25 protein-coding genes and 2 pseudogenes are annotated in these 26,207 nt (G+C 52.3%); 10 read left to right on the forward strand and 17 right to left on the reverse strand.

The genetic code is table 11. The features are described 5' to 3' along the window. Positions 1–45 precede the first annotated feature (45 nt). Entirely contained in the window at positions 46–669 is a 624-nt protein-coding gene (locus GQY55_RS19480; RefSeq protein ID WP_160043548.1) for a TetR/AcrR family transcriptional regulator, read from the reverse strand. Positions 670–1,050: 381 nt separating this feature from the next. Here GQY55_RS19480 and GQY55_RS19485 point away from each other — a divergent pair, with 381 nt between their 5' ends. Further along, positions 1,051–1,449: a DoxX family protein gene (locus tag GQY55_RS19485; RefSeq protein ID WP_236575724.1), complete on the forward strand. Its 399-nt coding sequence runs from the start codon at positions 1,051–1,053 to the stop codon at positions 1,447–1,449. A gap of 252 nt (positions 1,450–1,701) precedes the next feature. On the opposite strand, the gene GQY55_RS19490 is transcribed toward GQY55_RS19485, so the two are convergent. From GQY55_RS19490 to GQY55_RS19510, 5 genes are all read right to left on the reverse strand, one after another. Continuing rightward, positions 1,702–2,034 carry a YxeA family protein gene (locus GQY55_RS19490; RefSeq protein ID WP_160043550.1) on the reverse strand — a complete coding sequence of 111 codons (333 nt, stop codon included), beginning with the start codon at positions 2,032–2,034 and terminating at the stop codon, positions 1,702–1,704. 63 nt (positions 2,035–2,097) lie between these two features. Continuing rightward, positions 2,098–4,029, reverse strand: a complete 1,932-nt coding sequence (locus tag GQY55_RS19495; protein WP_160043551.1) for an ABC transporter permease — start codon at positions 4,027–4,029, stop codon at positions 2,098–2,100. Then, positions 4,016–4,801 (reverse strand): ABC transporter ATP-binding protein, encoded by a 786-nt coding sequence (locus GQY55_RS19500; protein WP_160043552.1) that lies wholly within the window; start codon positions 4,799–4,801, stop codon positions 4,016–4,018. The genes GQY55_RS19495 and GQY55_RS19500 overlap by 14 nt, the downstream gene beginning before the upstream one ends. A gap of 263 nt (positions 4,802–5,064) precedes the next feature. Further along, positions 5,065–6,099: a sensor histidine kinase gene (locus GQY55_RS19505; protein ID WP_236575725.1), complete on the reverse strand. Its 1,035-nt coding sequence runs from the start codon at positions 6,097–6,099 to the stop codon at positions 5,065–5,067. An 18-nt stretch (positions 6,100–6,117) separates the two neighbouring features. Next, a complete protein-coding gene (locus GQY55_RS19510) occupies positions 6,118–6,801 on the reverse strand; it encodes a response regulator transcription factor (protein ID WP_160043554.1) in 684 nt (227 codons plus the stop codon). Positions 6,802–6,993: 192 nt separating this feature from the next. Between GQY55_RS19510 and GQY55_RS32125 the strand changes: the two genes are divergently transcribed. The 3 genes and pseudogenes from GQY55_RS32125 to GQY55_RS19520 form a co-directional block, all read left to right on the forward strand. After that, positions 6,994–7,077, forward strand: a complete 84-nt coding sequence (locus GQY55_RS32125; RefSeq protein ID WP_373309264.1) for a putative holin-like toxin — start codon at positions 6,994–6,996, stop codon at positions 7,075–7,077. Between the two features lie 278 nt (positions 7,078–7,355). After that, the gene (locus tag GQY55_RS19515; protein WP_236575746.1) at positions 7,356–7,688 is read left to right on the forward strand and encodes a LysE family translocator; all 333 of its coding nucleotides are present in this window, start codon (positions 7,356–7,358) and stop codon (positions 7,686–7,688) included. Then, positions 7,676–7,981 (forward strand): annotated as a pseudogene (locus GQY55_RS19520) (helix-turn-helix domain-containing protein); the annotation flags it as partial. The gene GQY55_RS19515 and the pseudogene GQY55_RS19520, both read left to right, overlap by 13 nt. A 66-nt stretch (positions 7,982–8,047) precedes the next feature. Here GQY55_RS19520 and GQY55_RS19525 read toward each other — a convergent pair. Then, positions 8,048–8,812, reverse strand: coding sequence for a hypothetical protein (locus GQY55_RS19525; protein WP_160043557.1), 765 nt, complete (start codon positions 8,810–8,812; stop codon positions 8,048–8,050). Between the two features lie 103 nt (positions 8,813–8,915). After that, a complete protein-coding gene (locus GQY55_RS19530) occupies positions 8,916–9,791 on the reverse strand; it encodes an ADP-ribosylglycohydrolase family protein (RefSeq protein WP_160043558.1) in 876 nt (291 codons plus the stop codon). A 221-nt stretch (positions 9,792–10,012) separates the two neighbouring features. On the opposite strand from GQY55_RS19530, the gene GQY55_RS19535 reads away from it, so the two are divergent. Next, positions 10,013–10,489 carry a hypothetical protein gene (locus GQY55_RS19535; RefSeq protein WP_160043559.1) on the forward strand — a complete coding sequence of 159 codons (477 nt, stop codon included), beginning with the start codon at positions 10,013–10,015 and terminating at the stop codon, positions 10,487–10,489. A gap of 112 nt (positions 10,490–10,601) precedes the next feature. Here GQY55_RS19535 and uvrA read toward each other — a convergent pair whose 3' ends face one another. From uvrA to GQY55_RS19560, 5 genes are all read right to left on the reverse strand, one after another. Beyond that, entirely contained in the window at positions 10,602–13,148 is a 2,547-nt protein-coding gene (gene uvrA / locus GQY55_RS19540; protein ID WP_160043560.1) for an excinuclease ABC subunit UvrA, read from the reverse strand. A 130-nt stretch (positions 13,149–13,278) separates the two neighbouring features. After that, positions 13,279–13,770: an EVE domain-containing protein gene (locus GQY55_RS19545; protein WP_236575726.1), complete on the reverse strand. Its 492-nt coding sequence runs from the start codon at positions 13,768–13,770 to the stop codon at positions 13,279–13,281. Between the two features lie 259 nt (positions 13,771–14,029). Continuing rightward, positions 14,030–14,572, reverse strand: a complete 543-nt coding sequence (locus GQY55_RS19550) for an NADPH-dependent FMN reductase (protein ID WP_160043561.1) — start codon at positions 14,570–14,572, stop codon at positions 14,030–14,032. A 69-nt stretch (positions 14,573–14,641) separates the two neighbouring features. Further along, on the reverse strand, positions 14,642–15,574 hold the full coding sequence (locus tag GQY55_RS19555; protein WP_160043562.1) for an NADP-dependent oxidoreductase: 933 nt from the start codon (positions 15,572–15,574) through the stop codon (positions 14,642–14,644). Between the two features lie 35 nt (positions 15,575–15,609). After that, positions 15,610–17,016: an MFS transporter gene (locus GQY55_RS19560; RefSeq protein ID WP_306434067.1), complete on the reverse strand. Its 1,407-nt coding sequence runs from the start codon at positions 17,014–17,016 to the stop codon at positions 15,610–15,612. A gap of 172 nt (positions 17,017–17,188) precedes the next feature. On the opposite strand from GQY55_RS19560, the gene GQY55_RS31975 reads away from it, so the two are divergent. From GQY55_RS31975 to chrA, 3 genes are all read left to right on the forward strand, one after another. Then, the gene (locus tag GQY55_RS31975; RefSeq protein WP_306434068.1) at positions 17,189–17,635 is read left to right on the forward strand and encodes a LysR family transcriptional regulator; all 447 of its coding nucleotides are present in this window, start codon (positions 17,189–17,191) and stop codon (positions 17,633–17,635) included. Then, the gene (locus GQY55_RS31980; protein ID WP_328803752.1) at positions 17,625–18,062 is read left to right on the forward strand and encodes a LysR substrate-binding domain-containing protein; all 438 of its coding nucleotides are present in this window, start codon (positions 17,625–17,627) and stop codon (positions 18,060–18,062) included. Before GQY55_RS31975 ends, GQY55_RS31980 begins: the two co-directional genes overlap by 11 nt. 224 nt (positions 18,063–18,286) lie before the next feature. Next, positions 18,287–19,513: a chromate efflux transporter gene (gene chrA / locus GQY55_RS19570; protein WP_160043563.1), complete on the forward strand. Its 1,227-nt coding sequence runs from the start codon at positions 18,287–18,289 to the stop codon at positions 19,511–19,513. A 137-nt stretch (positions 19,514–19,650) separates the two neighbouring features. On the opposite strand, the gene GQY55_RS19575 is transcribed toward chrA, so the two are convergent. The 4 genes and pseudogenes from GQY55_RS19575 to spoVB form a co-directional block, all read right to left on the reverse strand. After that, positions 19,651–21,045: an MATE family efflux transporter gene (locus GQY55_RS19575; RefSeq protein ID WP_160043564.1), complete on the reverse strand. Its 1,395-nt coding sequence runs from the start codon at positions 21,043–21,045 to the stop codon at positions 19,651–19,653. 122 nt (positions 21,046–21,167) lie between these two features. Then, the gene (locus GQY55_RS19580; RefSeq protein ID WP_160043565.1) at positions 21,168–22,076 is read right to left on the reverse strand and encodes an HD domain-containing protein; all 909 of its coding nucleotides are present in this window, start codon (positions 22,074–22,076) and stop codon (positions 21,168–21,170) included. A 249-nt stretch (positions 22,077–22,325) separates the two neighbouring features. After that, a pseudogene (locus GQY55_RS19585) lies at positions 22,326–22,427 on the reverse strand (VOC family protein); the annotation flags it as partial. A 105-nt stretch (positions 22,428–22,532) separates the two neighbouring features. Further along, positions 22,533–24,089, reverse strand: coding sequence for a stage V sporulation protein B (spoVB, locus tag GQY55_RS19590; RefSeq protein WP_160043566.1), 1,557 nt, complete (start codon positions 24,087–24,089; stop codon positions 22,533–22,535). A gap of 203 nt (positions 24,090–24,292) precedes the next feature. Between spoVB and GQY55_RS19595 the strand changes: the two genes are divergently transcribed. Both GQY55_RS19595 and GQY55_RS19600 read left to right on the forward strand, forming a co-directional pair. Further along, positions 24,293–25,087 carry a DUF6492 family protein gene (locus GQY55_RS19595; protein WP_160043567.1) on the forward strand — a complete coding sequence of 265 codons (795 nt, stop codon included), beginning with the start codon at positions 24,293–24,295 and terminating at the stop codon, positions 25,085–25,087. After that, positions 25,084–26,193 (forward strand): glycosyltransferase family 4 protein, encoded by a 1,110-nt coding sequence (locus GQY55_RS19600; RefSeq protein ID WP_160043568.1) that lies wholly within the window; start codon positions 25,084–25,086, stop codon positions 26,191–26,193. The genes GQY55_RS19595 and GQY55_RS19600 overlap by 4 nt, the downstream gene beginning before the upstream one ends. The last annotated feature ends 14 nt before the right edge of the window (positions 26,194–26,207 follow it).

Below are 26,207 nucleotides of genomic sequence, written 5' to 3' on the forward strand. Positions count from 1 at the left end.
AACAAATAGATAAGGCTTTTCATGCGGCGGGAGCGGCCATCCAACTCATTCCCCTTTTAATGAATCCGTCTCACCCGACGGCGTCAACAAATGTTCACTTACCTTGGTAAGAAACGCCGACCATCTCGCTTGAAATTCGGGGTCGGTGGATTCGAAGCCGGTCATGATCTGAGTGATGCTGCTGAAGATAATCGGATACGTCGTTAATGCGGTCAGCGCCAACGCCACAAGTTCGGGGTCGAGATCCGGCGGCACCATTCCCTTTTCTTGTTGGGCCTTCCAGTACGACGCATAGGATTGCAGGGCGATTTCCCCGCCCTTATTCCATGAGGTCTGCTCGGCTCGCGCCTCAAGCGCTTCCCAAGCGCTGAACTTAATGAAGTCCGCCCTCGCCTGGCTGTTGACTCTAAAACGGTGCTCCGCAATATGGAGCGGATCGTCGGGAACCTGAGAGACCCACTCCGGTTCGCTGGTCGCCGAATACGCCAAAACGGCTTCAAGCAGTTCCGCTTTCCCTTTGAAGTAATGATAAATGAGCTGCTTCTTCACCCCGGCGTTTTCCGCGATCGCCTCGATTCGCGCCCCCTTGAAGCCCTTATCGAAAAACTCGCGTTTTGCGGCTTCAAGAATGTTCTTTTGCGTACGTTCCGCGTTGCGTATTTCTCCCACTCGGCTGTACCTCCATCCCAAGTCTGTTAATATCATCGTACCCCCTTACTGAACCGTTGTCAAATTTAACTTTATAATAATAAAATTATACTTGACATGTATAAAGTTATAACTTACCATGTAGTCAGTAACCAACATTTGCTACAAGGTGACGATGAAATCAAACGGCATAGCTTAGCTAAGGGGTAGGGTAAATTCCGGAATGATTACGAAAGGAGCTGTGATGCGTTGAACGTTCGCAACTACGGTGCCCCTCATGACGACCGTTGATGCGAACAACATGGCCCGACTGGTTCTTGCTGATACTGAGTTAAATGTCAATGACGGCAAAAATTCGGTTGGAGAAAATGATTGCCTGGATGGAATAGGTTTTGCATCGGTATGAAAAAAATCAAATCAATGGAGGAATCCCCCATGACCGTATTTTCGATTGTTCTTCAAAGCTTGCTGATCGCATATTATGTTTTTTCGGGTTTCGCGAAGATGATCGGGGCCAAATACTGGGTTGATGTGTTCAACAATCTGAAGCTGCCTCAATGGTTTCGTGTCATCACGGGCGTGGTCCAATTGGTCGGCGCCGCCGTGCTCATCATAGGCTTCTGGTATGCGGGGGCGATCGCATGGGGAGGCATTTGGCTTGGAGTGACGATGCTGGTCGCGTTTCTGGCTCATATCAGGGTTAAAGATTCGTTTGGAAAAACGGTGCAGCCTGTTGTCTTCCTTGCGCTCATCGTCATTGTAACCATGATAAATGCGGACGGTATGCTGAACCTTTTATGATCACGATCGATACGCCGGGATCTGCGGCTGCAGCTCCCGGTTATTCCACTCTCTTTTCCAGTCATTTCAAGCATTCCAAAATGGCGAGCATCCCGCACGCATGTATTTTCATCGCAGACCAACGGCTTCCGCCCCGCCTTTTGCCCGACAAAAAAAACACCCGGCAACCGCCGAGTGCTTTCCCTACTATATCTGCTATTCTAACCTTTTTTTATCGAACCTTGTTTGGATCTAATATAATCTTCATTCGCGTTACAACCCGATCCCCTTCGGCAAATCCTCCTTCTTCACCTGCTCCCATTCCTGCACGTACGCTCCCTGCGCCAGCACCTTCAAATAGACCCCTTGCTTCAAATCAACGCTGGACGTAAACGTCACGTCTTTCTTTTTGCCCTCGGTGTTGTACCCGGTCAAGCTGTACTTGAATCGGCCGTCGTCCGGTTCCGAAGCTTTATTGACCTGGACGTAGACGTATTCTTTGGTTATGAACGGGTTGAAGCGATCGACGACGTCCTTGTACGAAAAAACGAAAAACGCTGCAAAAATGACGATGATAAAAGCGGCGACTGCGCCGAATTTTTTCATGATGGTTCCTCCTCTTTATCCCACGGATTCGATACAAAAATGGTTTTCCTAACGTTGAGCCTGCTAAAACATCGCGTTTTTGACGATTTTCCGGTAATAGCCGATGGTCAAAACCGCAAACACAAAATAGATTAACGCATACAGCCCCATTGCAATGACTGAGGGTACGGTGATGTCGGACAGCACCAGGATCGAGGCCGCTTTGACGGCGAAGACGGAATGCAGGATGCCGATCAGAAGCGGGATGGCGAAAACAAACAGCTGCTTGCGCACGATGCCCTTCATGATGTCCTTCTCGTCAAAGCCGAGCTGCCGCAAGGTCTTGAAGCTTCTTTTTTCCTGCTCCGCTTCCGTCATTTGCTTGAAGTACAAAATGCTGCCCGTCGAAATGAGGAACACAAGCCCCAGAAATGCCGAGATAAACATCATGAGACCGAGCGAATGAAGCGCAGCTTCGTATTGCGAATGAAAATCGGGTTCGAAGTCGTCCTCCGACACGTATTTGGCGTAAAGGGCCGATGCCTTGGCACGCTCCGCTTTGCTCGGGACCTGGTACGTATCCAAGCGGACTTTTTCGTATCCGGGAGATCCCGGCATGCTCTTCTCAAGCTCCTGCACGGTCGCTTCCGAGGTCACCAGCTGAGCGCCGTAAACGCTGTAGTTCATGACGTATTGAATGACGAGGTCCGTCAGCCGGAGTTTTTCCGTTTCCCCATTTTTGCCTAGAACGATTTCTTTCGGAAACCCCATGCCTTCCTTGTCTTTTTTTCCTTCGAGATTCACCCGCGCATCGTACAGAACGGCCTCGCCTTTCGGCGGCACCTTCACCTTCATGCCTGCTTTCTGCAACTGCTCCGCCGGGAGAAAAAGCATCCCCTGAGCAGATTCTTCCGCTTTCCCTTTCGGATCGCTGATCCGCCCTTTTAGCCGGACCGCTTCGACCGGTTGATAATCGAACCGGATGCCTGCCTTCTCCAGCTCCGCGCCAAACGATTTGGCGTCCTTTTCTTTATTTTCGAACACAAAATCGTACGGCAGCGAGATACGGGTATCGCTTTCCGCCGAAAAATAAAGCGAGTAAGCCAGCGCCACCATCGTGAGCGTCATCGCCGACAGCACCGTGATCAAAGTCAGCGAGTTGGCGTTTGCCTTCATCCGGTGCATCAGCGGTGCGAGGGACAAGCTGTTCAGCAACCCGAGATGCCCGTCTTTTCTTTTCCGGAATTGGTAAAACAGCCAGCCGATCGTCACCCGGAACAGCAAGTACGTCCCCAGAATCGTCGAAAGCAGCACCAACAGCATGTTAAAAAACAGCATGTCGTTTACCATATGCCCCGACAGATCATAACCGTAAATGATCAGCGCAATGCCAAGCAGGGCAAGGAACGCGGCCGCGATCGTTTTCGGCTTTTTGGGATGGTCGCCTTGGCGTTCCGCGTTAAACAGCTCGAGCAGCGTGCTGCGGTATACCGTGAGCGTCATCTGGACCGACGTGAATATGATCAGCGCGGCAAAAACAATCACCGTCTGCAGCGCAGCAGTGGCCGAAAAAGCGATCCCGACGATGCCTTCGAAGCCCAGCAGCTTCATCAGAATGAGCAGGAACAGCCGCGATACGAGCGCGCCGCAGCCGATACCGAGCAGAAGGGCGCCCAAACCGAGCAGCATGTTTTCGATGATCAAAAACCGGGCCACGCCCATCTTCGACAGGCCGATCAGCTGGTACAGCCCGATTTCCTTGCTGCGCCGCTTCAGAAAGATGCTGTTGGCGTAGACGGTAAATACGGCGACGATGACGAGCAGCAAAATTCCCGCCACACGGAACGACGTCGCAAAATTCACGTCCGAGCCCATCCGCTCCACGACCGACGAATCATGCTGCAGCGTCGCAAAGACGAAGTACAAACTCATGCTGAAAATGAGCGCAAAAAAGTACAGGTAGTAATGTTTGATGTTTTTCCGAATGCTGCGGATGACCAGTTCAAATAACGTCAACGTTGTCCCCCCCAAGCACGGCCTGCACGTCCATGATTTCCTTGAAGAAGGACGGTCTCGTTTTGTCGCCGCGGTACAGCTCGGAATAGATTTGTCCGTCCTTCAGGAACACGACCCGGCTGCAGTAGCTGGACGCAACGGGATCATGCGTGACCATCACGATCGTTACGGCACGTTTTTTGTTGAGGTCTTCCATCGTTCCCAGCAAAGAGGAAGCCGATTTGGAATCCAAAGCGCCCGTCGGTTCATCCGCAAAAACCATCGATGGCCGGTGGATCAAAGCGCGGGCTGCGGACGTGCGCTGTTTTTGGCCGCCCGATATTTCATGGGGGTATTTGTTCGCCAGTTCCCGGATGCCGAGAATGTCGGCGATGATCTTGAATTCCTCTTCGGCCAGCCTTTTGTCCATTTTGCTCAGGGAAATCGGAAGCAGGATGTTTTCCTTCACGGTCAGCGTGTCAAGCAGGTTGTAATCCTGAAAAATGAACCCCAGCTTGTTCCGGCGAAACGCGGAAAGCTCCGAATCCTTCATTTTTGAAATGTCGGCGTCGTCGATCAGAATCGTTCCTTCCGTCGTGCGGTCGATCGTCGCGAGGACGTTCAGCAGGGTCGTTTTGCCGGAGCCGGAAGGCCCCATGATGCCCACGAATTCCCCTTCCATGACGCGAAGATCGATGCCTTTCAACACCTGCTGGGCGCTGCCTTTCGAGCCGTACGATTTGCGGACGTTCTGGGCGCGCAGCACCGTTTTCTGCGAATTTATATCATTCATAATGAACCTCCATGTTTTGCTGTATCCCCATTGTACTTTCGTTCACCGGGTGTTGTCGCACGTTTTGGATGACAAGCGGGCGGGGTTATGTGACAATGTCGTCACGTTGAGCGCGGCTGCTTTGGGCCGCCCTTTTTCCGCAACAATCGAACAGACCGGCCAATTCAAAAAAGCAGTCAGGAAAGCCCCGGCTGCTTGGTTGTTATCATTTATCATTATGAAAACAATCCGTCGTTCATATTCCGGCTCACGGAACGAATGCATTATGTCAGCATCCCTCTCCGAACCGACTCAAAATCGTTTTTAGCCGTAAAAATCATCCGCATCGCCGTTCCTTGGTTTTGTCCGGATGATGCTCCGAGCGTAATCCCGATTTTGGACGCGACGGTTTGCGCAAGATACAGCCCGATGCCCGTCGCCGCGTTTTGGATTCTGCCGTTCCCGCCGGTGAAGCCTTTATCGAAAATGCGCGGCAGGTCATGCGCCGGAATGCCCGGCCCCTCGTCTTTGATGACCAGCATCCCATTTCCGTTCTCCGTCACGCTTGTTGCGATCCGAATGATCCCGCCCTCCGGGCTGTATTTGACGGCGTTCGTCAACAATTGCCTGATGATAAACCGGCACCATTTCCGGTCGGTAACGACCTCCGCGTCTTCGCCTTCGAATTCGACCGCGATGTTTTTTTCCATGCACCAGGAAGCGAGGTCGCGCACCTCTTCCGCGGCAAGCCGCCGAACGGACGCCGGCTCCAGCACGTAATCCGACTCGAGGAAAGGAAGGCGCGCCATATGCAGCTGCCTGTCGATCAGCAAATGGATCCGCAGCCACTCGGCTTCGATCTTTTGCATTGCCGGATCGCTTCGATGAGCATCGATGGTGAGTTTCATCGCGGTCAGCGGCGCCTTCACTTCATGAATCCAGGACGCCGTAAAATCATTTTCGATCAGCTGCGCCTGCTTCACATCGGAAAGCTTTCGTCTGTAAAACAGATCGGCTGCACGCAGCGCCTCGCTTGTGGCTACATCCGGGAAAAAGACGGGCTCCGGCAAGGTTTCGATCCAGTCCTCAGTTATGTTTTCGCTTCGTGCCGCGAGCGCCGCCGCATATTTCGTTTCCGTTTTATAACGCCAAACCAAAAACACGGCAACGACGAACAGAAATAAGACGTTCAAATAGATCATGGAGCTTGCGTTAACCGCAATGCCGTGATCGAGCAGAATGAGTACGTCGGTCAAACCGAGCAGCGCCAGAAACAAAAAGATCCAGCTTTTTTTATAACCAACATAACGTAAAAACACGCCAACCATGCGCCCCCTTTACAACGTGACGGCCATGTAACCAAGCCCTTTTTTCGTAACGATCGCTTCTTCCAGCCCGAGCACCGCCAGCTTTTGGCGCAAGCGCGTCACATTGGCCGTGAGGGTATTGTCGTTGACGAAATGCTCGTCCTCCCACAGCTTCCGGATCAGGTCATGACGCGACACGATTTCATTGTTCGCCTGAACAAGGACGGCGAGTATGAAAAATTCGTTTTTCGTCAAATCGGCCTCCCGGCCGTCTCTGCGGATGGCGCCGCGCTTCATGTCGATCACCGCGCCGTTCCATTCGATCACGTCAGCCGCCTCTTCTCCGTAAGCGTACGTCCGGCGGAGAATCGCCTGGATTTTGGCCAGCAGCACGTCCATGTGAAAAGGCTTCTGGATGTAGTCGTCCGCGCCCATGTTCATCGCCATCACCATATCCATCGGATGATCCCGCGAAGACAGGAACAAGATCGGCACCTTCGATACGGCGCGAATTTCCCGGCACCAGTGAAAGCCGTCGTATTTCGGAAGCTGAATGTCCAAAATGACAAGATGAGGTTCAATCTGAATAAAGGAACGCATGACGTCATCAAACGAATCCGGTCCCGTGACGCGCAGAGACCATTTTTCCAACCGTTCCTTCAGAGCTTCAAAGATATGGGCATCGTCTTCGACGATAAAAATGTTCATATCCATCGGAATACCGTCCCCTTTCGTTACATGTATTGTAAATCATAGAGGGCGTGATTTGAAATACGAGGCAAGATAAAGGACCTTTCCTTAAATAGAAAAAGGCCCTCCAACGAGGACCCTATGGTACAATATGGATTGTACAACATTTCGGCTATAAGGGCGGTCGGCTAGTCTCCCATACGGGAGGTGATGCCTATGACAGCGTATGAAGCGATAAGCTTGATGCTTGCCTTCGGGACGTTAATCGTCGCGCTGCTTTCGTTTAATAAACGAAAATAGACCGCCCTAGGTAAGGATTCGGTCTATTTTCTGAATCAAGCTTACGGCCGACCGCTCTTTTAGCGGCTGTTGTGCTGAGGGATCGTGTTCCAGCACGGTCCCTTCTTTATTGTTATCTTAGCATATGGCGAAATATACCTCAAGGTACGCTTCGCCCCGCCAAACCATTCACCACGAACTTCACGCGGCTCCTTGCAATAACGTACTATTCCCTATCGGCTTCCGCGCTCTATAATGCAAGAAACCTACTCTTGAAGGAGCCTGAAAGCATGAACACCATGTCGTTTCTGTTATACTGTACCGTAGTCACCTTTACGCCCGGGCCTTCGAATATCGTCATTTTGGCTGCCGTGAATCAAGGCGGATTCAAGCCCACCTTAAAGTATATTGCCGGAGCCTCTCTGGCTTTTGTTCTGCTGATCGTCGCTTCGGTGACGGTAAACCGGGAATTGCTCGACGGCAATCCGGTATGGCTTGCAGGGCTCAGGCTTGCCGGAAGCATCTTCATCCTGTATCTGGCCTATAAGATCCTTCAAATGGATGTGTCCCAATCTGCAGCGAAGCAGGCCATATCGTTTATGTCCGGGTTTTGCACGCAGCCAAAGAAATGATGCGCAGCGACCTGCAGCACGTGCTTCGTCTGGATGAGATCAGCCTCTCCTTCGGGATGTCCAAATACCAATTCATCCGTGCTTTTAAAGCCAACACCGGCATCTCGCCCTACCAGTATTTCGTCAACTGCCGGTTAGAGCAGGCAAAGCAAATCATCGAACAGCAAAAGGACGTTTATCTGGCCGTAAGCAGCTGCGGTTTTGTGGACCTGGCCCATCTGAACCGGCATTTTAAACAGATGTACGGCACGACGGCTTTCGAATATTTGTCCTATGTCGAAGGTAAAATGTAACCGATCATTCCGCTTGGCTCTTCGACCTGTATCCGAAAAGGATGGCAGGCTGGAGAGCCTTTTCATTCATTCGGATATCAACTGCTTCTTGTCCAAATCCAGCCGGTATTGTATTTTCCCGATCGGGTCGCCGCCCGCTCCAGCAGGCGGATACACGACCAATTTGTCGTTTTCAACATGAGGAAACGGATTGATTTCGGAATAAACCAGCGTATGGAACACATGCCCATTGCTAACGATTTGCAGAGGAAAAGCCTTGCCGCTGCGTTGATCGACCGCAAACAAATATCCTTCCACCCCATGACCCGTTTTGTACTGCGGGGTAAGAACGTAAACATCCGCTTCTTTGAAACGAACCCTCTCGAAAGACAGCTTTTCGTCATCGGGCCGGGCAAACATCAATGCGGGCAGCTCCAGCAATACCCGGTTTTCTTTTCCCTGCCGATAAATAACGGAATAATCGCTTTGAAACGTTTTGTCGCCTTCCCGTCCGTAGTTGCTCGACACGACCAGATGCCCGAGCTCCTCCCACCCGTTCGAAATCATCACTAACGTTCCTTGCTCCGTGACCGTCTCGGCACGAACGGATGGAGTATCTTTCACCGAGTCGAGTTCGGTGGAAGCCGTAAGAATCGATTTCGGAAACTGGCTGGCGAGCTTGCTTGGGGTTTCCGCCCCGGATGAAACTTCGTCTTTTTCAATGGCTTGATCGGCGGGATTCGACGCGGAAAGACCCGTGGAGCGATTAAGCTCAACCGCCGCCTGAGGCGTGCAGCCTATTAACAGGCCAAACCATAAAAGAGATGCAGAAAATAAAACCTTCGTGTTCATATGAATTCTCCCGTTTTCGCTTACCATGCGTTTCCTTCATTGTACACGCCGATTCCATCCAAAAAGTTTATAAAATGTATTTCATTGTTTAAATTTCCGTCATCTAAGTTCTGAGCGCATACAACCCCGAAATAACCCGGTCGAGCCTCTCTTTAACCAGAATCGCCTCCGCATATCGGGCGGGAATGCCTTCATAACCGTAGTGGATACCGGCCAACCCGCCGGCGATGGCGCCGATCGTATCGGAATCGCCTCCCAAATTTGCCGCCTGCTGCACAACGCCCGCAAAATCCGGCGCATGGAGCAAAATATGCAGCACCCACCGGAAGGTATGGACCACGTAACCGCTCGGCGGGCAATCCGGCTGCGCTTCAATCACGCCTTCGTATTCGCTTCCCGCCGCCTCGGCCAATATCGCCGCTCTTAGGTTTTCGCCCTGCAAAAGACGCTCAGCGATTCGGTTGTACAGGATACAGGCTTCCGCGCACCTTGGATCGTAATGCGTCATCCGCGACTGCATGGTTGTCACTCGCTCCATGTCCGCCGGGTCGCTGTAGGCCAGCGCCGCCGGCAGGCATCGCATGAGGGATCCGTTTCCGCCGCTTTGCCCCATATCCATATGCGCAACAAAGGCCGCTTCGAACCAGTCCCCCTCGTATTTTTCAAACACGTGGCGGATAATGTTCCCGATGTCTTTGGGCCGAGCTTCATACCAGGCCATAAAACGGCGCCCGATGGCCTCCATCGGCTCCTTCGGATTTTCGAGAATCCCTTCCGCCACGCAAAGCGTCATCATCGTATCGTCGGTCACTTCCCCCGGTTCCAGGCTCCACACGCCCCCGCCGATGATCTCCGTCAAATAGCCGTGTTTCGCCTCGACCTCTTTTGCGCTCATAAATTCCGTCGTTCCACCTAGCGCGTCACCTACGGCCACGCCATACAGCCCGCCCTTAATGCGATCGAATAATTGATTTTCCATCCAGGCACCTCGTTTCCTGTTGACTTGAGAAAGAACTCCCAGCAAATGCTTATTTAGCTATGATTATACCAAAACAGGCCGCTTATGTCGGAGCATGCAGTTGGGAAGCCTAGTGCAAGCTCCGGTTAATGCACGGGGGCCATACTTTTCGGAAAATATTATAGATAAAGCAGCAACAGTTGGCATTTTTCCGACGTCTTTTAATATGGAGGTGTTTATCCATGAAGATTATGGTCGTTGTTGCCATTCTTTTGAATTTGTTCGTCTTTCAGTCCGTTAATCTGGGGCAACTTCCTTCAACAAACATAGGGATGGAATCCAAGAAAACGGATATGAAGGATTTTACGGCCCGCGTCACCGTTCCGAAGAAACTGAAAACGGGCAAGGCGTTTGCGGTAAAAGCCGATCTTCAAGTGAACACGGAACAAACGATGACGATGATGAGCAGGGAAAACATATTCGTATTTTTGATTAAAGATAGAAACGGAAAACAAATCAACTCTTTTGGGGTTCATGATGTAGGAAAGGTCCGGACGCTCTCCGGCAAGGAGACGATTTCAGAGGCATACCACTATAAAATAAAGGAACCGGGCGTCTATATGATTTCAGCAGTCGCGGAATTTAAAATAGATAAAGACGGAAGCATCAAGGGCTATAAAATAGAAGCCGATCCCCAAACGGTTGAGGTAACGGAATGACTTTAAAAAAAAATCTTAAACAAAACGGCAAAGGCAGCTCCAAAGTTTTCTTTGGAACTGCCTTATCATTTTCCGATGAACGGTATGGCGTAAAGGCTCCTGCCAGCATTGATTATTTCCGAGCCCGCGAGAGATGGGCCGCCAAGTAGGTTCCGGTGTGGGAACCTTTGGTGGCGGCGACTTCTTCCGGCGTGCCCTGAGCGATCAAGCGTCCTCCCTCTTCGCCGCCCTCCGGCCCGAAATCGGCCACCCAGTCCGATTCGGCAATAAGATCGAGATTGTGCTCGATCACGATCACCGTATTGCCGGCGTCTACCAATCGGTTCAGCAAGGAGCAAAGCTGGCGCACATCCCATGGATGGAGCCCCGTCGTCGGCTCATCCAACAAATAGAGGGTATGTCCCTGGTTTTTTTTGCCCAGTTCCTTCGCCAGTTTGATGCGCTGGGCTTCGCCGCCCGACAAGGTGGACGTCGGCTGTCCCAGCTGCAAATAGTCCAGCCCGACCTCGCACAGCAGCTTCAGCTTCCCGGCAATTTCCGGCTCCACGAAAACCGAAGCGTTCTCCCGGACCGTCCCGTCGAGAACGTCCGATATGCTGTAACCGTTGTACTTCACTTCGAGCACTTCATCCGTGAACCGTTTCCCCCGGCAGGCCGGGCATCGGACTTCCACGTCAGGCAAAAAATGCATTTCCAGCTGCAGCGTGCCCATGCCCTGGCATTTCTCGCATCTGCCGCCCGGGGTATTGAAGGAAAAATGCTTGGACGACAATTTTTTCTTCCTCGCTTCCGGAAGGCTGGCGAACAAGCTGCGGATCGGTGTAAATAGATCGGTGTATGTCGCGATGTTGGAACGCGATATTCGTCCGATGGGGGACTGGTCAACGGCTATGATTTTGTCGACATGCTCCAATCCGTCTATGCGCTCGTGTTTGCCTGGCATCACGTTCGTCCCGTGAAGACGCGCCCTGGCCGCAGGCTCCAATATATCGAAGAGGAGGGTGGATTTCCCGGATCCGGATACCCCCGTAACGGTGATCAGACAGCCCAGCGGAAATGCGACGGTCATATTTTTCAAATTATGGGCGGATGCGTTTCGTATCGTGATGCGTTCTTGATTTCCGGTGCGTCGTTGCCGTTCGGGGCGCCCCTGTTCCTCTTCGCGCAAAAATCGGCCGGTTACGGACTCGGGACTGGCTTTCAGCTGATCCAAGGTTCCGGAGCCGACAACCGTTCCTCCGTTTTTGCCGGAGCCCGGTCCGATGTCGATGATGTGGTCCGCCGCTCTCATCACCTCCGTATCATGCTCGATGACGAGCACGGTGTTCCCCAAATCGCGCAGCTGCTTCAATACGCTGACCAATTTGCCCGTATCCCGCGGGTGAAGCCCGGTGGTGGGTTCGTCGAGCACGTACAGGACACCGGTCAGGCCGGAACCGAGAAGCGAAGCAAGCCGGAGCCGCTGGGCTTCGCCGCCGGAAAGCGAGTTGGCCTGGCGGTCCAGCGTCAAATAATCCAGGCCGACATGGATCTGGCGGCGGATCCGTTCTGCCAGATCGTTCAAGATGGGCTCCAGGATCAGCCGGCCCGCCTCTGTAAGCTGCTCCTCCATCTTCTCAAGCCAGGCAAGAAGTTTGCGCAGAGAATAGGAGGCAACTTCGACGATGGACAAGCCACGGATGGTCACTTGCCGGCTTTCCTGCCGAAGCCGCGTTCCCTTGCAATGGGGGCAGGTTTGTTGAATGAAATAACGGTCCGTTTTGCCGGAAGATTGAAGTTCGCCGTCTTTCTCGCGATGTCTCCTTAACAGTTGGGTCACGATGCCTTCAAAATTGCCTTTTCCGACGGATTTTGGGGGCCGTATATCCGGAAAATGCGCCTTAAACTCCTCGCTGCCGGCTCCGTATAACAGAAAATCACGCGTGTTCGCGTCAAACCGCCGAATGGGCATGTTCGGCTCGAATGCAAAGCCGTAATGCTTGGCGGCGGCGGACAAAACATCCGAATAATAGTCGCGGACCCAATTTTCCCACATCAGGACGCCGCCTTCGGGAATGCTCTTGTCTTCGTTGAGCAGCTGCCTTATATCGACGGTGGTTATGATCCCAAGTCCGGTGCATGCCTCGCATGCTCCTTCGGGCTTGTTGAAGGAAAAATGGGCCATTTTCAATTTCGGCATTTGCGTTTTACAGTGGGGACATTTCACGCCGGGCGTTTTTGAATTCTGCTCTTCGAGCTCTTCCTGGTCCATATCCATGATGACCGGATCGCTTTCAAAATCGGGGGGAACCGTCTTGCCGCATGTCGGACAAACGCGAACGCCAAGCTTGGCATAGAGGACGCGCAAGTAGGTGTATACCTCGGTAACCGTGCCGACCGTCGACCGGGGATTCCGGTTTGAACGGTGCTGGCTGACGCTGATGGACGGGGACAGGCCGCGAATGGAATCCACCCGCGGTTTGCTGATGAAGTCCGTCACCATCCCCATGGACTCCATATATTGTCTTTGGCATTCCTTTTGCAGCGTATCCATCGCAAGGGATGACTTTCCCGAACCCGAAAGTCCGGTTAACACGATCAGCTTGCGTTTGGGAATCCGCAGGGAGATGTTTTTTAAATTATGCTCCCTCGCGCCTCGGATTTCGATATATTCGTTCATGGCTGTTTCCCTCATTTCACCTCAACTGACTTTACCATCAGTATAAACCTCAATTATGACATAAGTTGACGTAGTTGAGAGATGAGGGATACGTTAGTCCAAGCCGTCCTTCCTCTTTGATAGTCTAGAGTTAAGAAAGGGGCAGCGCTTCCTCCCATCCCTCCCCAAGCATCTCATTCGCTATGATGATAAAGTCCTCCTGACTGACCTCCAGTTGCCCGAACCTAAATGAATACCCCCAGCCAACTTGTCCTTTGGTGAAGCTCAGCTTGTCCAACAAACCGGCAATTTTCACGCTGCGGCAAGGGAAATAACGTATATTCCGGCGATATGGGACAAAATCCTCCCTCATTTTAAAGGGATAGACCTCATCGTCCACGACCTGACCGATCGCCGTAAAAGATTGCAGCGCTTGACCGCCTTTCATTTCCGTCCGCGGCGAATAGTAAATGAGCCAATCCCCTTGTCGCATTCTGCGGAGCGGAGCGGCTTTGCCGTGGCAAAGCTGCGCGAAACCGCCTTCCTCTCCATTTCTGACATGAGCTTCGGAAACGACGCCAATCCAATAACGCCGCTGTTTTTGGTTTTGACTCGGCATATTTGCAACGTTGGTTTCACGCATGAAATGCACCTCCAAATATTGAACGCGTGGCATCGCTGGATGCGGATCCGTTTACCATGACCACTTTTCGTTTGATGGTCTAATGATAAAAAAACGCTACTGACAGCAGTATGTCAGTAGCATTTTTTGACGATGCGCCACAATCCGATAGCGGCGATTTTGTCCGGCAAGCGCGCATATATGCTAAAAATTGCCTTTGCCGCAAACGGCGGAGGCTCTCAAGGCCGCAAGGCTCACTTTTGCAAAACATCAGCCGTGTTCACCGCAAAGTTTTTAATGCGCCGCTCCAAGCAATCGTTTGATCCAGCATCGCGTTCACATTTTGAAGATGCAATTCGGCCGGTTTGAATGTTCTGAAGTTTTCGAAATCCGCATACAGCGATAAGGTCGGATGCACGCGAACGTCCGCAACCAGCAATTCGCCCAGGATTCCCCGCAAATGCTCGGCCGCGCGGGCTCCGCCCGTCGAACCGTAGCTGACGATCCCCGCCGCCTTATTGTTCCATTCGTCACGTGCGGAATCCAGCGCATTTTTTAAGGCTCCCGTAATGCTGTGATTGTACTCTTGAACAATGAAAACAAAACCATCCAAGCGGGAAAGCTTCTCCGACCACGCCGCCAATCCGGGTTCGTTGCCGGTCCCCTCTCCATAAAACGGCAAGTTGTAGTCTGCGATGTCTACGATTTCATAATTCGCGTCTCCCCGTTGATCCCCGATTTCCTTCACCCAATTTCCGACTTGCGGACTTAAACGCCCTTGGCGCGTGCTTCCTAAAATGATGCCGATGTTTAACTTTTCCATGTTATATCCTCCTCTATTTTACGATCGCCAACTTTAATAGCTGGTCGTTTTTCAGGTTAATTCGCGGGGTTACTCCGCCATTCGGACGATGATCCGCCCTCTCCCGTGCCCGGTTTGGCAGAGCTCGTGGGCCTGCCGAAGGTCTTGAAGCGGAAATTCCTTCCCAATCGTCGCTTTCGCTTTTCCTTCCGCCATCAACCGGGCAATCTCTTGAAACACCTCATTGGGCGCAAGTTCATTGCTGAATCGCGCATGAATGCCCAGTTCCTCGGCTTTCTTTTCGGAAGGGACGTCGACAAGCGAGAGAAGCGTTCCTCCGCGTTTTAAAACCGACCATGAACGTTCGAGCGTTTCTCCCCCGACAGCGTCAAGCACCAAATCGATGTCTTGAACGACCTCTTCGAACGACGTCGTTTTGTAATCGATCACGGTATCCGCGCCAAGCGACTTCACATCGTCTACGTTGGCCGTCGAACACGTTCCGATCACCTCGGCGCCTTTCCATTTGGCAAATTGAACCGCAAACGAGCCGACGCCTCCTGTGGCGGCATGAACCAACACGCGTTGTCCCGGTTCCAGGCCGCCATGGGCAAAAAGCGCCATCCATGCCGTCGTGCCCCCGCCCGATATCGCAGCTGCTTCGGCAAAAGAAAGCTGCTCTGGTTTATGGGCGATCGTTTTCACGGTCGTTGTCACATACTCCGCGCATGCTCCATGACTGGCTCGGCCGAAAACGGCCTGCCCTTTCTCGAATCCTTTTACGTTCGATTCTTCGACGACTCCGGCCACAGCCGATCCCGGAATAAAGGGAATCTGCAGCGGAACGTGTTTTTGCATCAACCCTTGGCGGTAAGCCCAGTCGACGGGCAATACGCCCACGGCGTGCACGCGAATCAATATCTCGTCGGACGACGGCGTCGGAACCGGTATCCGTTCAAGCGTTAAAACCTCGGGCCCTCCATATCGATGAACACGGACGGCTTGCATCATGGGTCTGGTCATCTGAATCTCCTTTACATTCATCGTCATATTTCAACCTAGCTTGCCTTGGCGCGTTTTTTCGGGTCTGGACGGAAGGAAGCTTGGACGCTTTTGGCACCGAACAGAACGAAATATAACGCAAGCGCCAAAAGAGAAACGCAGGCAAGTATAAAAAAGGCATTGCTATACGCGGCAGCCTGCTCATAGATTTGCCAAGGATTCAACCGAACGGATGCCAAAGCATCGAGTACCTTGCCGATCAAAGCGGTGGAAGCCGCTCCCGCCATAAACGTCATCATCGTATAAAAACCCATCCCGATCCCTGCCTGTTCCTTCGACAAGGTGCGGGATACGTTATTGGACATCGCCACTTGAATGAAGGTCTGCCCTATGTTCGCCAAGGCCAAAACGATCCACAGCCACGACGGAGACATCCCCGACAACGTCGATAAAACGCAAAAGCTCATGAACAAAGGAATGGCCGCCGCATAAAAAAGAAAGGAATTCCCCTTCCGGTCGGCCAGTTTGCCGGCCGCCCTCCCTAACAGCGCGGCAGCAACCGCCCCCGGGAACAGAACAAAGCCAATATACGCGGAAGAGACATGGTTTACGTTGGAAAGCAGCTGCGGCGCGATAAACGGCACTCCCGCACCCAAACCGGCGGCCAGCAAGGCAACGAGAACGGCTAGCGAATAATTTTTACTTCGAAACAACGAGGGCTCGATAAAGGGTTCGGCAGCAAACCGGATGCGAAGGAGCAATAAAACGAATGAAAGCAGGCCGACCGGCAGGAAAATGAGCGAACGGGTAAGCGACAAAAGCACGCAAGCGACCGTACCCGCAAGAAGAACGCCGCCGATCACATCGAGCTTGCTTGCCGTTTTGATCGGTTGATCGTCCAAATGTTTTCGGAAAAAAGGCAGCGTCAGCCAGATCAGGAACGAAAAACAGAACAGCAAACGCCAATGCAGCATGCCTGCCACCAAACCGGCCGCAATGGGGCTCAACGCATTCCCGAGCGCTAACCCGCTGACCAACGTGCCTATTGCGCGGCCGCGCTTTTCGGAAGTAAAATACTTTACCGGGATCAGCATCGAGATGGAGGGAATCACGGCGGCTCCTGCCGCCTGCAGCATTCGCCCGGCAACCAGCATCCCATATTGCGTCGCTGCGAGCCCTGCAAGCGAACCTAGAGACATCAGAATCAATCCGAATGTCAGCACATTTTTCAATCGATATCGATCCGCCAATTTGCCATACGTGACCGTTCCGATCGCATACACGATGCCGTATCCGGTCGTCATCCAGCTGACGTTCGAGGCGGAGAGGGAAAATTCTTCGCTAATCGAAGGAAGGGCCACATTAAAGATCGTTGCATTCATCACGGATATGATCAGCGTAAAAAACATGATTCGAAGCAGTTTTTCCGCCGTTTTTTCCGTTTTCTTCAAAGAGGCATCCACTTGTACCACCCCCTCCCTCATGGACATGTCAAACATTTAAACCTGGATCGATCTATCAAATTTGACGCCGCGTCTGCCTTTGTTTCCCATTGTATGATTGCGATAAAATAAATGAAAATATATATTTATTTATGTAATGATATACTCGAGTATATGGATAGGAGGGATACACGTGGAATTGCTGCAGCTGAAATATTTTCAAACGGTCGCCCGGCTGCAACATATGACCAAAGCTGCCGAAGAGCTTCATATTGCTCAGCCGGCCCTCAGCAAAACGATCTCTCGTTTGGAACAGGACGTAGGCGTGCCTCTTTTTGATCGCCAGAACCGGCAAATTCGGCTGAACCAATTCGGCAAAATCTTTTTGGAGCATGTAGAGTCGGCCCTCTTATCGTTGGAAGAAGGGAAACGCCAAGTGTTGGAGCAAGCCGGGCTGGAACGCGGGCGCCTGTTTTTGGCGACAACCAATCACAAATGCGACGCCGAAGTGATCGGTTCGTTTTTATCGATGTACCCCAACATTAACCTTCGCCTGACGCAAATTCCGACGGAAGAAGAGAAATTGGATCTCCTTCTTAACGGGGAAGCGGATTTTTGCATTACCTCCCGTGGAACATGAGGAAGTCGACAGCATGCCGTTTCTGACGGAGGAAATCTTTTTGGCCGTACCTCCCGACCATCGCTTCGCCGATCGGCAAAGCATTGACTTGATCGAAGCGGCGGCGGAGCCTTTCATCAGTTTGAAGGAAGGAAACAGCTTCCGGGAATTAACGAACGGCTTTTGCAGGGAAGCGGGGTTTGAACCTGCGACGATATGCGCCGTGGACGAATTCGCGGTCATTAGCAACTTTGTGCAAAACGGAATGGGCGTTGGTTTTTTGACGGAAACAGCAAAAGAGAAAGACCCTTCCTTAACGTTAATTCCTATTCATCAACCCTATTGCCGGCGTTCTTTTCGGTTAATTTGGCTGAAAAAGCGCTATTTGTCGCAAGCGGCGCTGACTTTTCGCGATTTTCTTCTTCAGTATTACAGAGACTTAAACTAGCCTCAGTGACGGTATTGGCGAAATCTAATCGATTCCTTGCCGCCGTCAATCTTCCTCTACGCTAACCCGAGCAATGAGAAACGGCAGCCTGTGAGCCTTCTTCACCCCAACAGGCTTTTGTCGGCACTTTGAATGATAATTTGTTTTGCTTAGGAAACGCATATCCTTTATGTTTAACCTATAGGGAGTTTCAGAAAAACATGAGATGAGGTCGGGAACAAAAGATGGCGGGACAAACGGAAGCCAAATCACATGCCGAAACGCAAGCAAAAGGCAGGCGGAAAGGTACGATTCTCGAAATTCTCGGGGCGTCGACGAAACTCGGATTGACGTCGTTTGGCGGGCCGATCGCCCATTTGGGCTATTTTCGCGACGAATACGTCAACCGCCGAAAATGGCTGGACGAAAAAAGTTATGCCGACCTGGTCGCCTTGTGCCAGTTCCTTCCGGGACCGGCCAGCAGCCAGGTCGGGATCGCCATCGGCATGATGCGCGGCGGGTTGCTCGGCGGGATCGCGTCCTGGATCGGTTTTACGCTGCCCTCCGCCCTCGCTTTAATGCTCTTCGCTTACCTGCTTCACCATGTCGATGTCAGCAGCGCCGGGTGGCTGCACGGACTGATGATCGCTGCCGTGGCCGTCGTCGCGCAAGCGGTCTGGGGGATGGCCCGGAGCCTGGCACCCGACCGGACGCGGGGCACGATTGCCCTCTTAACCGCGATCATCACTTTATTATGGCCTTCCGCCTACGGCCAGCTGATACTCATTGCCGCCGCGGGGTTGTTCGGCCGATGGTTTTTGACCGCATCCGCCGTTCCGGAAACGCCTCGTCTGGGCATATCGATCCGCAGGCGTACGGCGGTTGCCGCCTGGGTCGTGTTTGTCGGCCTGCTGCTGGGATTGCCGCTGCTGCGGTCCGTCTCCCCTTCCCAAGGCTTGGCATTGTTCGATACCTTTTTCCGCGTCGGTTCGCTGGTTTTCGGCGGCGGCCATGTCGTGCTTCCGATGCTCCAAGCCGAGGTGGTTCCCGCTGGCTGGGTCACGGAAGCCCAGTTTCTTGCCGGATACGGGGCGGCTCAAGCGATCCCGGGTCCCTTGTTCACCTTCTCCGCTTATTTGGGAACCGTCATGAACGGCTGGGCCGGAGCGGGCATCGCCTTAATCGCGATGTTCCTTCCTTCTTTTCTGCTGGTTACGGGCGCGTTGCCGTTTTGGGATGCGATTCGCCGCCGCCCCGATTTTCAGTCGGTCTTCAAAGGGATCAACGCCGCCGTCGTCGGCATTTTGCTGGCCGCCCTCTATAATCCGGTGTGGACGAAAGCCGTTTATACGCCTTATGACTTTTGCCTTGCGATCGCCGCATTGGGTTTGCTGATGTTATGGAAGCTTCCCCCATGGGCCGTCGTGTTGTTTTGCGCAGCCGGAGGCTCCTTGCTTTCCGCGTTAACCTGAGACCTTTTTTACGCATATTCGCAACATCTTCCCCACTTTATTTCCACAAAAAAATGCCCCCTTGGAAGGCACGGATTCCTTAAAGGGCTCCGAAGCCAATTCCAAGAGGGCACTCATGATCACTGCACCCGGTTTTTCTAGATCAATTTCCGTCTGTACCACTTCTCGCCCCTGAAGCGCCACCAGAAAATCGCGCCGCGCACGCCCCATTCGGTGACCATCGCCACCCAGACGCCCATGATGCCGAATTTCAGCGGGATGGCAAGCACATAACCCAAAATGACGCGCAGCACCCACATCGACAGCAGCGACGTGATCGAGGTGAAGTTCGAATCCCCGGCCGCGCGCAGCGCCGACGGCATGATGAAGCTGGTCGACCAGAAAATCGGCTGCGTAATCGCGATGAGAAGCGTAAGTTTAAAGATGTCCGGAATAATCTCGGCCGGCGGCGAAAACAAATGCACGATAAACGGGAACAACGGCAAAATGACCGCCGCGATCACGACAAAAAATACCGTCGACAGCCCGATAAAGGACTTGATGAATTTCCGGGCGTCCGGAATGTTGCCGTTCCCGATGCACTGGCCGACCACCGTCACGACGGCGATGCTGAGCGCGCTGCCCCCGATCTGGAACAGGAGCGAGATCGAGCCGCCAATCGCGTTGACCGTAATCGCCAGCGTGCCGAGCTGCACGATAAACGTCTGCGTCAGCAGCTTGCCGCCGTTAAAAAACATCTGCTCCGCGGCAAACGGGATGCCGATGATCATGATCTTTTTCAGCAGCGAAAAATCGATCTTCAGCGCATCCTTGAGGCGATAGCGAAGCGTATGGTTCATTCGGATCAAATAAAACAGCGAAATGCCCATGCCGAGCACCCTCGCTATAATCAGCGAAATAATGAGTCCCATGATGCCCATATCGAGCACGGTAATAAACAAAATGTTCAGCAGCAGGTACGACAGATTCAAAATCAGGGACAACCCAAGGCAAGCTTTCGTCTCCGCCACGCCTCGGAGCGCTCCCGTCACGGCTTGGAACACCGCGATAAACGGGTACGAAAGGCAGCTTCCGATCAGATACAGCCTCGCATTTTGGAAGACGTCGGCTTCCGCCTGCCCGAACAGCAAATTCAGCAAAGGGGTGTGAAAAGCGATCACGAGCACGCACAGCAGGATCGATATGAACGCCACCGCCGAAATGGCCTGCGCGGCCGTTTTCGACACCATGCTGTCGTTCCCGCTGCCCTTGTACTGCGCCACGATGACGGTCCCGCCCGTCGCGACGGCAATAAAGACGTTCACGAGGAAAATGTTCAGCGAATCCACCATGCTGACCGCGCTTACGGCCGCAACCCCGGAGGAGGCGATCATCGCCGTGTTCAACAAACTCATTAAAATAATAAAAGCTTGATCCACAAATATCGGGATAATAATCGCGATAATTTGCCTGTAATCAAGCTTGCTTCCGGTAAAATACTTATTCAGGAACACATTCGTTTTTTGTTTGTAATATGGAGCCGGCGTACCCAAAATGTCATCTCTTCTTCCGTGTAGTTTAAAGCGTTCACCGTATTATAGCACGGTTTGGGCGGAATGGATGTGACGGATTCATTTTTTCCGAAAAAATGATCCCGGCGCATGCTCGCGGTTGTCTACAAACGCCCTTTTTTTAAACTGCGGCGAAGATGATGATACACCTCATGCGGATACAGCCGGAACGTTTCCTGCATGGCGACGCAGGCGGAAATGATGATGTCCGTGCCCTCCGAGTCGATTTCAAAACCGATGCCGCGGGAAGCCAAATAGCGGTAGATCTCTTCTTTTTTCCCCGCACACTCCGGATCGCCCTGCCTGCAGCGCTCAATCCGGTCAAAGACCGCCCGTTTGCAGCCGAGCTGTCCATTTTCCCCGAGTTCGTCTTCGATGTGGGCAACCCGCTCGGGAGCAGCGAATAAACATTCAAACATCGCATCGAAAAACTTGGGGTTTCTGCGGCAGCTTTTCTCCTCTGCGGAAAACTCCAGCCCCATGAAAAAGGACTCGACCTCGCTTTGGAACGTATCCAATAGCGGAAAACGCGAAGCGTACCCGAGGCTTTCCACCAAATTCACGTAATACCACTTCTGCTTGTCGTAGCCCCGTTTGAATTTATTCCATACCTCATCGCCAAGGACAGCAAAATCCCTGCGGACGGAGCGCAAATTATGCAGTTTGTCCGCGCAGGACAGCTGCCTGGTGGACAGGTCGGCGCTTTTCAAAAATTCAAGCGTATGTTCCTTGCGTTCTTCCCAAGACAAGCTTTTATCCGGTTCCGAAGCGCCTTGCACCAGCCGCAGCACCTCCTCGCCGAACCGGCTGCGGAGGTCTTCGTCCGTCGTATCGGTATCCTCGAGCGTATCGTGAAGCAGGCCGGCCATGACGACCTCCTCTTTGCATTTGGCCTCAAGCAGGATCATGGCGACGCCGAAAGGATGGCTGATATAAGGAATTTCGCTGCCTTTTCTGAACTGGTGCCGATGGGCGTATGCCGCAAATTCGATGGCGCAGTCGATTCGATTCATTCGTTTTCACATCCTTTGGGAGTATTTAAACACGGCCTAAAGGTAACGAATCATGCGTCGTTATCCGATCGATTACCGTTATTATGAACGAACCGGTTCAGGAAGTCGATCTCTATTTTGGACATCGCTTCGCTTATTGCCTTTTTGCCCTTTTTTCGGATGTTTTAATACTATATTTCGGATTTTGCTCCATGGTTCTTTCCAACGAAAAAAGCCGCCGAATAGGCGACTTGCTAAGGAGTATGCGCGTCAAATTCCGGGATTCAGCGTATCCAAATAATGCGGATTGTACATGATCCCCAGAACGTTGCCGAACGGATCCGTCACCGAAGCCGTAACAAACCCTTGCCCACTTTTCATTTTTCGTTCCTCCCAAAATTCATTTGATATCGTCCTCTAGGGATAGGATAACGAAACATGACTGACGCCTCTATGTCAGCGTTTATGTTTGCCCGCTCAAGAAACCGGCGTAATCGTCGGCGTCCTTGGTCCGCTCCGCAAAGCGCGGGTTAACTGCAAAGTCGCCAGATAGGCGATGAGCGAGATAAGCAGCGAGCCGAACAAGGCGGCGGTTTGCCCCCATTCCATGCGCTCCAAAAAACGGTGGGAGGCAAGGCCCGTAAACGTCAATACGATTCCGCCCGCTCCGGCCTTGAGCAAAACGCGAAAATCGAAATAAAAACCGATCGTTTGCGCCACGGCAAAAAAATTCAGCACCGTCTGCAGCAAAATGCCGAGCCCGAAGGCGATGGCCACCCCGTTGATCCCGACGTTGGAGCCAAGCACGAAAATGAGGCTGATCTCGAAAATGTTCGTCATGATATGGTTCCACATCACGGTCGACGCTTTGCCCAGACCAAGCAAAATGGCCTTCAGCGGCGCCTCGAAATAATGAAGGAAAAACAGCGGCGCCAACAGCTTGAGCAGCACGCCCGCTTCCGGCGAATGATAAACGATCGTCGTCAGCGGCACCGCCCACAAATACAAAATAACGGTGCAGGGCACCCCGACCAGAAGTCCGGTGCGCATGGCCATGTCCATGCGGCTGTGCACCAGCCGGCTGTTGTTGTCCACGCTCGCTTCGCTGATCGCCGGGATGAGCGCCGTCGACAGCGATTGGGTGAAAAAGCCGGGAAGGAACAGCAGCGGAATGGCGTAACCGGCCAGCATGCCGAATTGCTTCGTCGCCATCTCGACGCCGACGCCGAACAACACCAGGCTTTTTGTAATGACAAGCGGGAGAAACGCATGGTACAAGGAATGGATGAAGCCGCTGCCCGTCATCGGGAGGCCGATGCGCAGCAGGTCTCTGAGCGTGCGGTCCCCTTTGTGCGATGTTTTGGGGAGAAGCGCGTGCGTCTCTTTCGGTTTCCCCCGGTTGGCCCATTTGAACACCGAAAACAGATAAAGCAGTCCCGCGCCTTCCCCGATGACGGAAGCGGCCATCGCCCCTGCGGCGGCATACGCGATGCCGTAAGGAAGCAGCAGTTTGACGACGCCGATAATGACGATGATTTGCGCCAAATTTTCGATGATGTCGGATAAGGCGAGCGGGTTCATGTTTTGCCTGCCGCGAAAATAACCCTTCAGCACCGCGGACATGGCGATGATCGGAATGATCGGCGTGATGGCAACCATCGCATAATACGCCCGCTGATCGGCCAACACGATCGAAGCGATCCATTTCGAGCCGAATAGCGCAAACGCGGTCAATACGACGCTCAGGGTGCCCGTAATGGACAGGGATACGGCGAGAATCCGTTTGATCCGCGCTTCATCCCCTTTGGCCTCCGCCTCCGATACGAGCTTCGAAATCGCCACCGGAAGCCCAAGCTCCGTCATCGTAATAAACAGCGGAAGCAGCGGATGGGCGATCATCAGCAGCCCGACCCCTTCCGCCCCCAAAAAACGCGCAAGCAAAATGCCGTTCACGAAACCAAGCCCTTTGGTAAAAAACGACGATACGGTCAAAATAAACGTCCCGCGGATAAAGCTTTGCTTTTTTAGTCCCATTGGTCGCATCCCCACCTACTGTTTGTCCTGTTCTCTTTTTTAAATTTATTCGGACAGGGGGCAATACATGCGAGAAAAGTGCGGAGAAAAGAGCGATAGACCGAAACCCTTGCATTTGTGCGTTTTTCGCGTCCCTTTTACCCACCCCGTTTCATTCTTCCGGCATACGATAATCCATATAATAGATAGATGGAGATGAGCAAATGACAACCCCAATTGATGTGTTGATTCCAGCGATTGAGAAAGATCTGGCTACACTCCCCCATGTTATTGACGCAGTAAGAAAATATGTGAAGCACCCGATCCGGGAAATCATGATTGTAGCTCCGCGGAAGCAAAGAATTCTTGATCTTTGCGCGAAAAAAGGATGCAGATTCGTTCATGAGGATACCGTTCTGCCTATAACGAAGAAAAACATCCATTATCAATCCAAAACATGGGACCGGTCCGGATGGCTTTATCAGCAACTGCTTAAGCTGGGCGGCAATACTTTGGGCTCATCGGAGCACTATTTGGTCATCGATGCCGATACCGTGCTTATTCGTCCGCATGTTTTCAAGGTGGGCAACAAAACCGTATTTTATTGCAGAAACTGGAGCCAGGACGAATACTTCAAGACGTATAAAAAATTGATGGGAAAAAGCCGCTCCTCCCGCTCCTCCTTCGTGACCCATTACATGCTGTTCAACAAATCAAAAGTAAAGCAGCTGAAACGGGCGATTGAATCCAAACATCACAGCAGCTGGTATTCGGCGATCATGAAAAGCATGAATAAATCCAAGCAGTTCGCTTTTTCGGAATTTGAAACGTATGGGAACTTCCTGCACTCGTCTGAGCCTGAAAAGATGATCTTAAAGCCTGCCAATAATAAAAGCTTGCATTCGAGTTTTTCGCAATTATCGCCTTCCAAGCTGTCTTCCCTGGCCAAGTCATACCGCTCCATTTCTTTTCACCAACGCAAAGCGTATCGCAAATCTGCGAAGAAGGCAGCCAAATGACACCCTATCATGTCGTCTGGAAGGGCCCCGTACACAAAGTAAGCGGGCTTGGCCGTGCCAGCAAAGCGTATGCGCAAGCACTCAAGCGGCAGGGAGTGGCCGTTAGCATCGGAGCGTCAAACCACCGCAAAAACGGCGTCCAAGGCAAAAAAGTGCTGATTTATCACCGCATTCCCAGCAGCATTCATTGGGAAAAGGAGCGCAGGGAACATGATTTCATTATTTTGAATACCGTTTGGGAAACAAGCAGGACCCCCAAGGGCTGGCTTCCCCATATGAACAAATTTGACGCGGTTTTCGTACCCTCCCGGCACAATAAAAAGGCGCTTAGGAACAGCGGCGTGAAAGTCCCGATTTATGTCGTTCCCCATGGCGTAAACGTCAGGGAGTTTCATCCAAACAACAAGAAGATGTCTTTACCGGGTGCCGAAGGCAAGTTTACGTTCGTGTCCGTATTTGGCTTTCAGCATCGCAAAAATCCGGAAGGCCTCTTAAGGGCATACTGGGAAGAGTTTTCCTCTAAAGATAACGTCATGCTTGTGATCAAAACGAACGGATATGCGGCGCATGAGGACGAAAAATGGATTCAGCAAAAAATAGCGCAATACAAAAAAAGATTGGGTATTCGAAAAGATACCGCCCCCGTCGTTATTATCGGCCGCCAGCTCAGCGAAAACCGGCTGAAAGGGTTGTATACGCTCGGCGACGTTTTCGTCCTCCCCACCCGTGGCGAGGGGGTTGGACTGCCTTTTCTGGAAGCGCTGGCGAGCGGCGTACCGGTCATCACGACGAGTTGGGGCGGGCAAATGGATTTCCTTACACTCAGCAACTCATTTTTCGTTCCGTATCAGCTGCGGAGCCCGTCAAGCAGCATGAACAGAGCCATCTCGAAAAAATTCAGCAACCTGTTTGCGCAAAAGGGACAATTATGGGCGGAACCGGATCTAAGCAGCTTGAAAAAAATCATGAGGAAAGCGTACCAAAATCCCGGGCTTTGCAAACAAAAGGGAAGCCAGGGCAGAAAGGATATGCTTCAATTATCCTGGGATCGGGCCGGAGCGCTCATGAAGCATGCGATTGAAGAAGTCATTCGATCCAAGAAATAGAATGGAGGGTGATG

Origin of the sequence: Paenibacillus sp. USDA918EY, from assembly GCF_009870825.1 — a bacterium.
In the GTDB taxonomy this organism is placed as follows: domain Bacteria; phylum Bacillota; class Bacilli; order Paenibacillales; family Paenibacillaceae; genus Paenibacillus_AQ; species Paenibacillus_AQ albilobatus.

Bases quoted from the DNA above. Each gene is read 5' to 3' on its own strand.
- GQY55_RS19485 (WP_236575724.1), top strand. From the start codon at position 1,051: ATGAAAAAAATCAAATCAATGGAGGAATCCCCCATGACCGTATTTTCG.
- GQY55_RS19490 (WP_160043550.1), bottom strand. From the start codon at position 2,034: ATGAAAAAATTCGGCGCAGTCGCCGCTTTTATCATCGTCATTTTTGCA.
- GQY55_RS19500 (WP_160043552.1), bottom strand. From the start codon at position 4,801: ATGAATGATATAAATTCGCAGAAAACGGTGCTGCGCGCCCAGAACGTC.
- GQY55_RS19510 (WP_160043554.1), bottom strand. From the start codon at position 6,801: ATGGATATGAACATTTTTATCGTCGAAGACGATGCCCATATCTTTGAA.
- GQY55_RS32125 (WP_373309264.1), top strand. From the start codon at position 6,994: ATGACAGCGTATGAAGCGATAAGCTTGATGCTTGCCTTCGGGACGTTA.
- GQY55_RS19515 (WP_236575746.1), top strand. From the start codon at position 7,356: ATGTCGTTTCTGTTATACTGTACCGTAGTCACCTTTACGCCCGGGCCT.
- GQY55_RS19525 (WP_160043557.1), bottom strand. From the start codon at position 8,812: ATGAACACGAAGGTTTTATTTTCTGCATCTCTTTTATGGTTTGGCCTG.
- GQY55_RS19530 (WP_160043558.1), bottom strand. From the start codon at position 9,791: ATGGAAAATCAATTATTCGATCGCATTAAGGGCGGGCTGTATGGCGTG.
- GQY55_RS19535 (WP_160043559.1), top strand. From the start codon at position 10,013: ATGAAGATTATGGTCGTTGTTGCCATTCTTTTGAATTTGTTCGTCTTT.
- uvrA (WP_160043560.1), bottom strand. From the start codon at position 13,148: ATGAACGAATATATCGAAATCCGAGGCGCGAGGGAGCATAATTTAAAA.
- GQY55_RS19545 (WP_236575726.1), bottom strand. From the start codon at position 13,770: ATGCGTGAAACCAACGTTGCAAATATGCCGAGTCAAAACCAAAAACAG.
- GQY55_RS19550 (WP_160043561.1), bottom strand. From the start codon at position 14,572: ATGGAAAAGTTAAACATCGGCATCATTTTAGGAAGCACGCGCCAAGGG.
- GQY55_RS19555 (WP_160043562.1), bottom strand. From the start codon at position 15,574: ATGACCAGACCCATGATGCAAGCCGTCCGTGTTCATCGATATGGAGGG.
- chrA (WP_160043563.1), top strand. From the start codon at position 18,287: ATGGCGGGACAAACGGAAGCCAAATCACATGCCGAAACGCAAGCAAAA.
- GQY55_RS19580 (WP_160043565.1), bottom strand. From the start codon at position 22,076: ATGAATCGAATCGACTGCGCCATCGAATTTGCGGCATACGCCCATCGG.
- spoVB (WP_160043566.1), bottom strand. From the start codon at position 24,089: ATGGGACTAAAAAAGCAAAGCTTTATCCGCGGGACGTTTATTTTGACC.
- GQY55_RS19595 (WP_160043567.1), top strand. From the start codon at position 24,293: ATGACAACCCCAATTGATGTGTTGATTCCAGCGATTGAGAAAGATCTG.
- GQY55_RS19600 (WP_160043568.1), top strand. From the start codon at position 25,084: ATGACACCCTATCATGTCGTCTGGAAGGGCCCCGTACACAAAGTAAGC.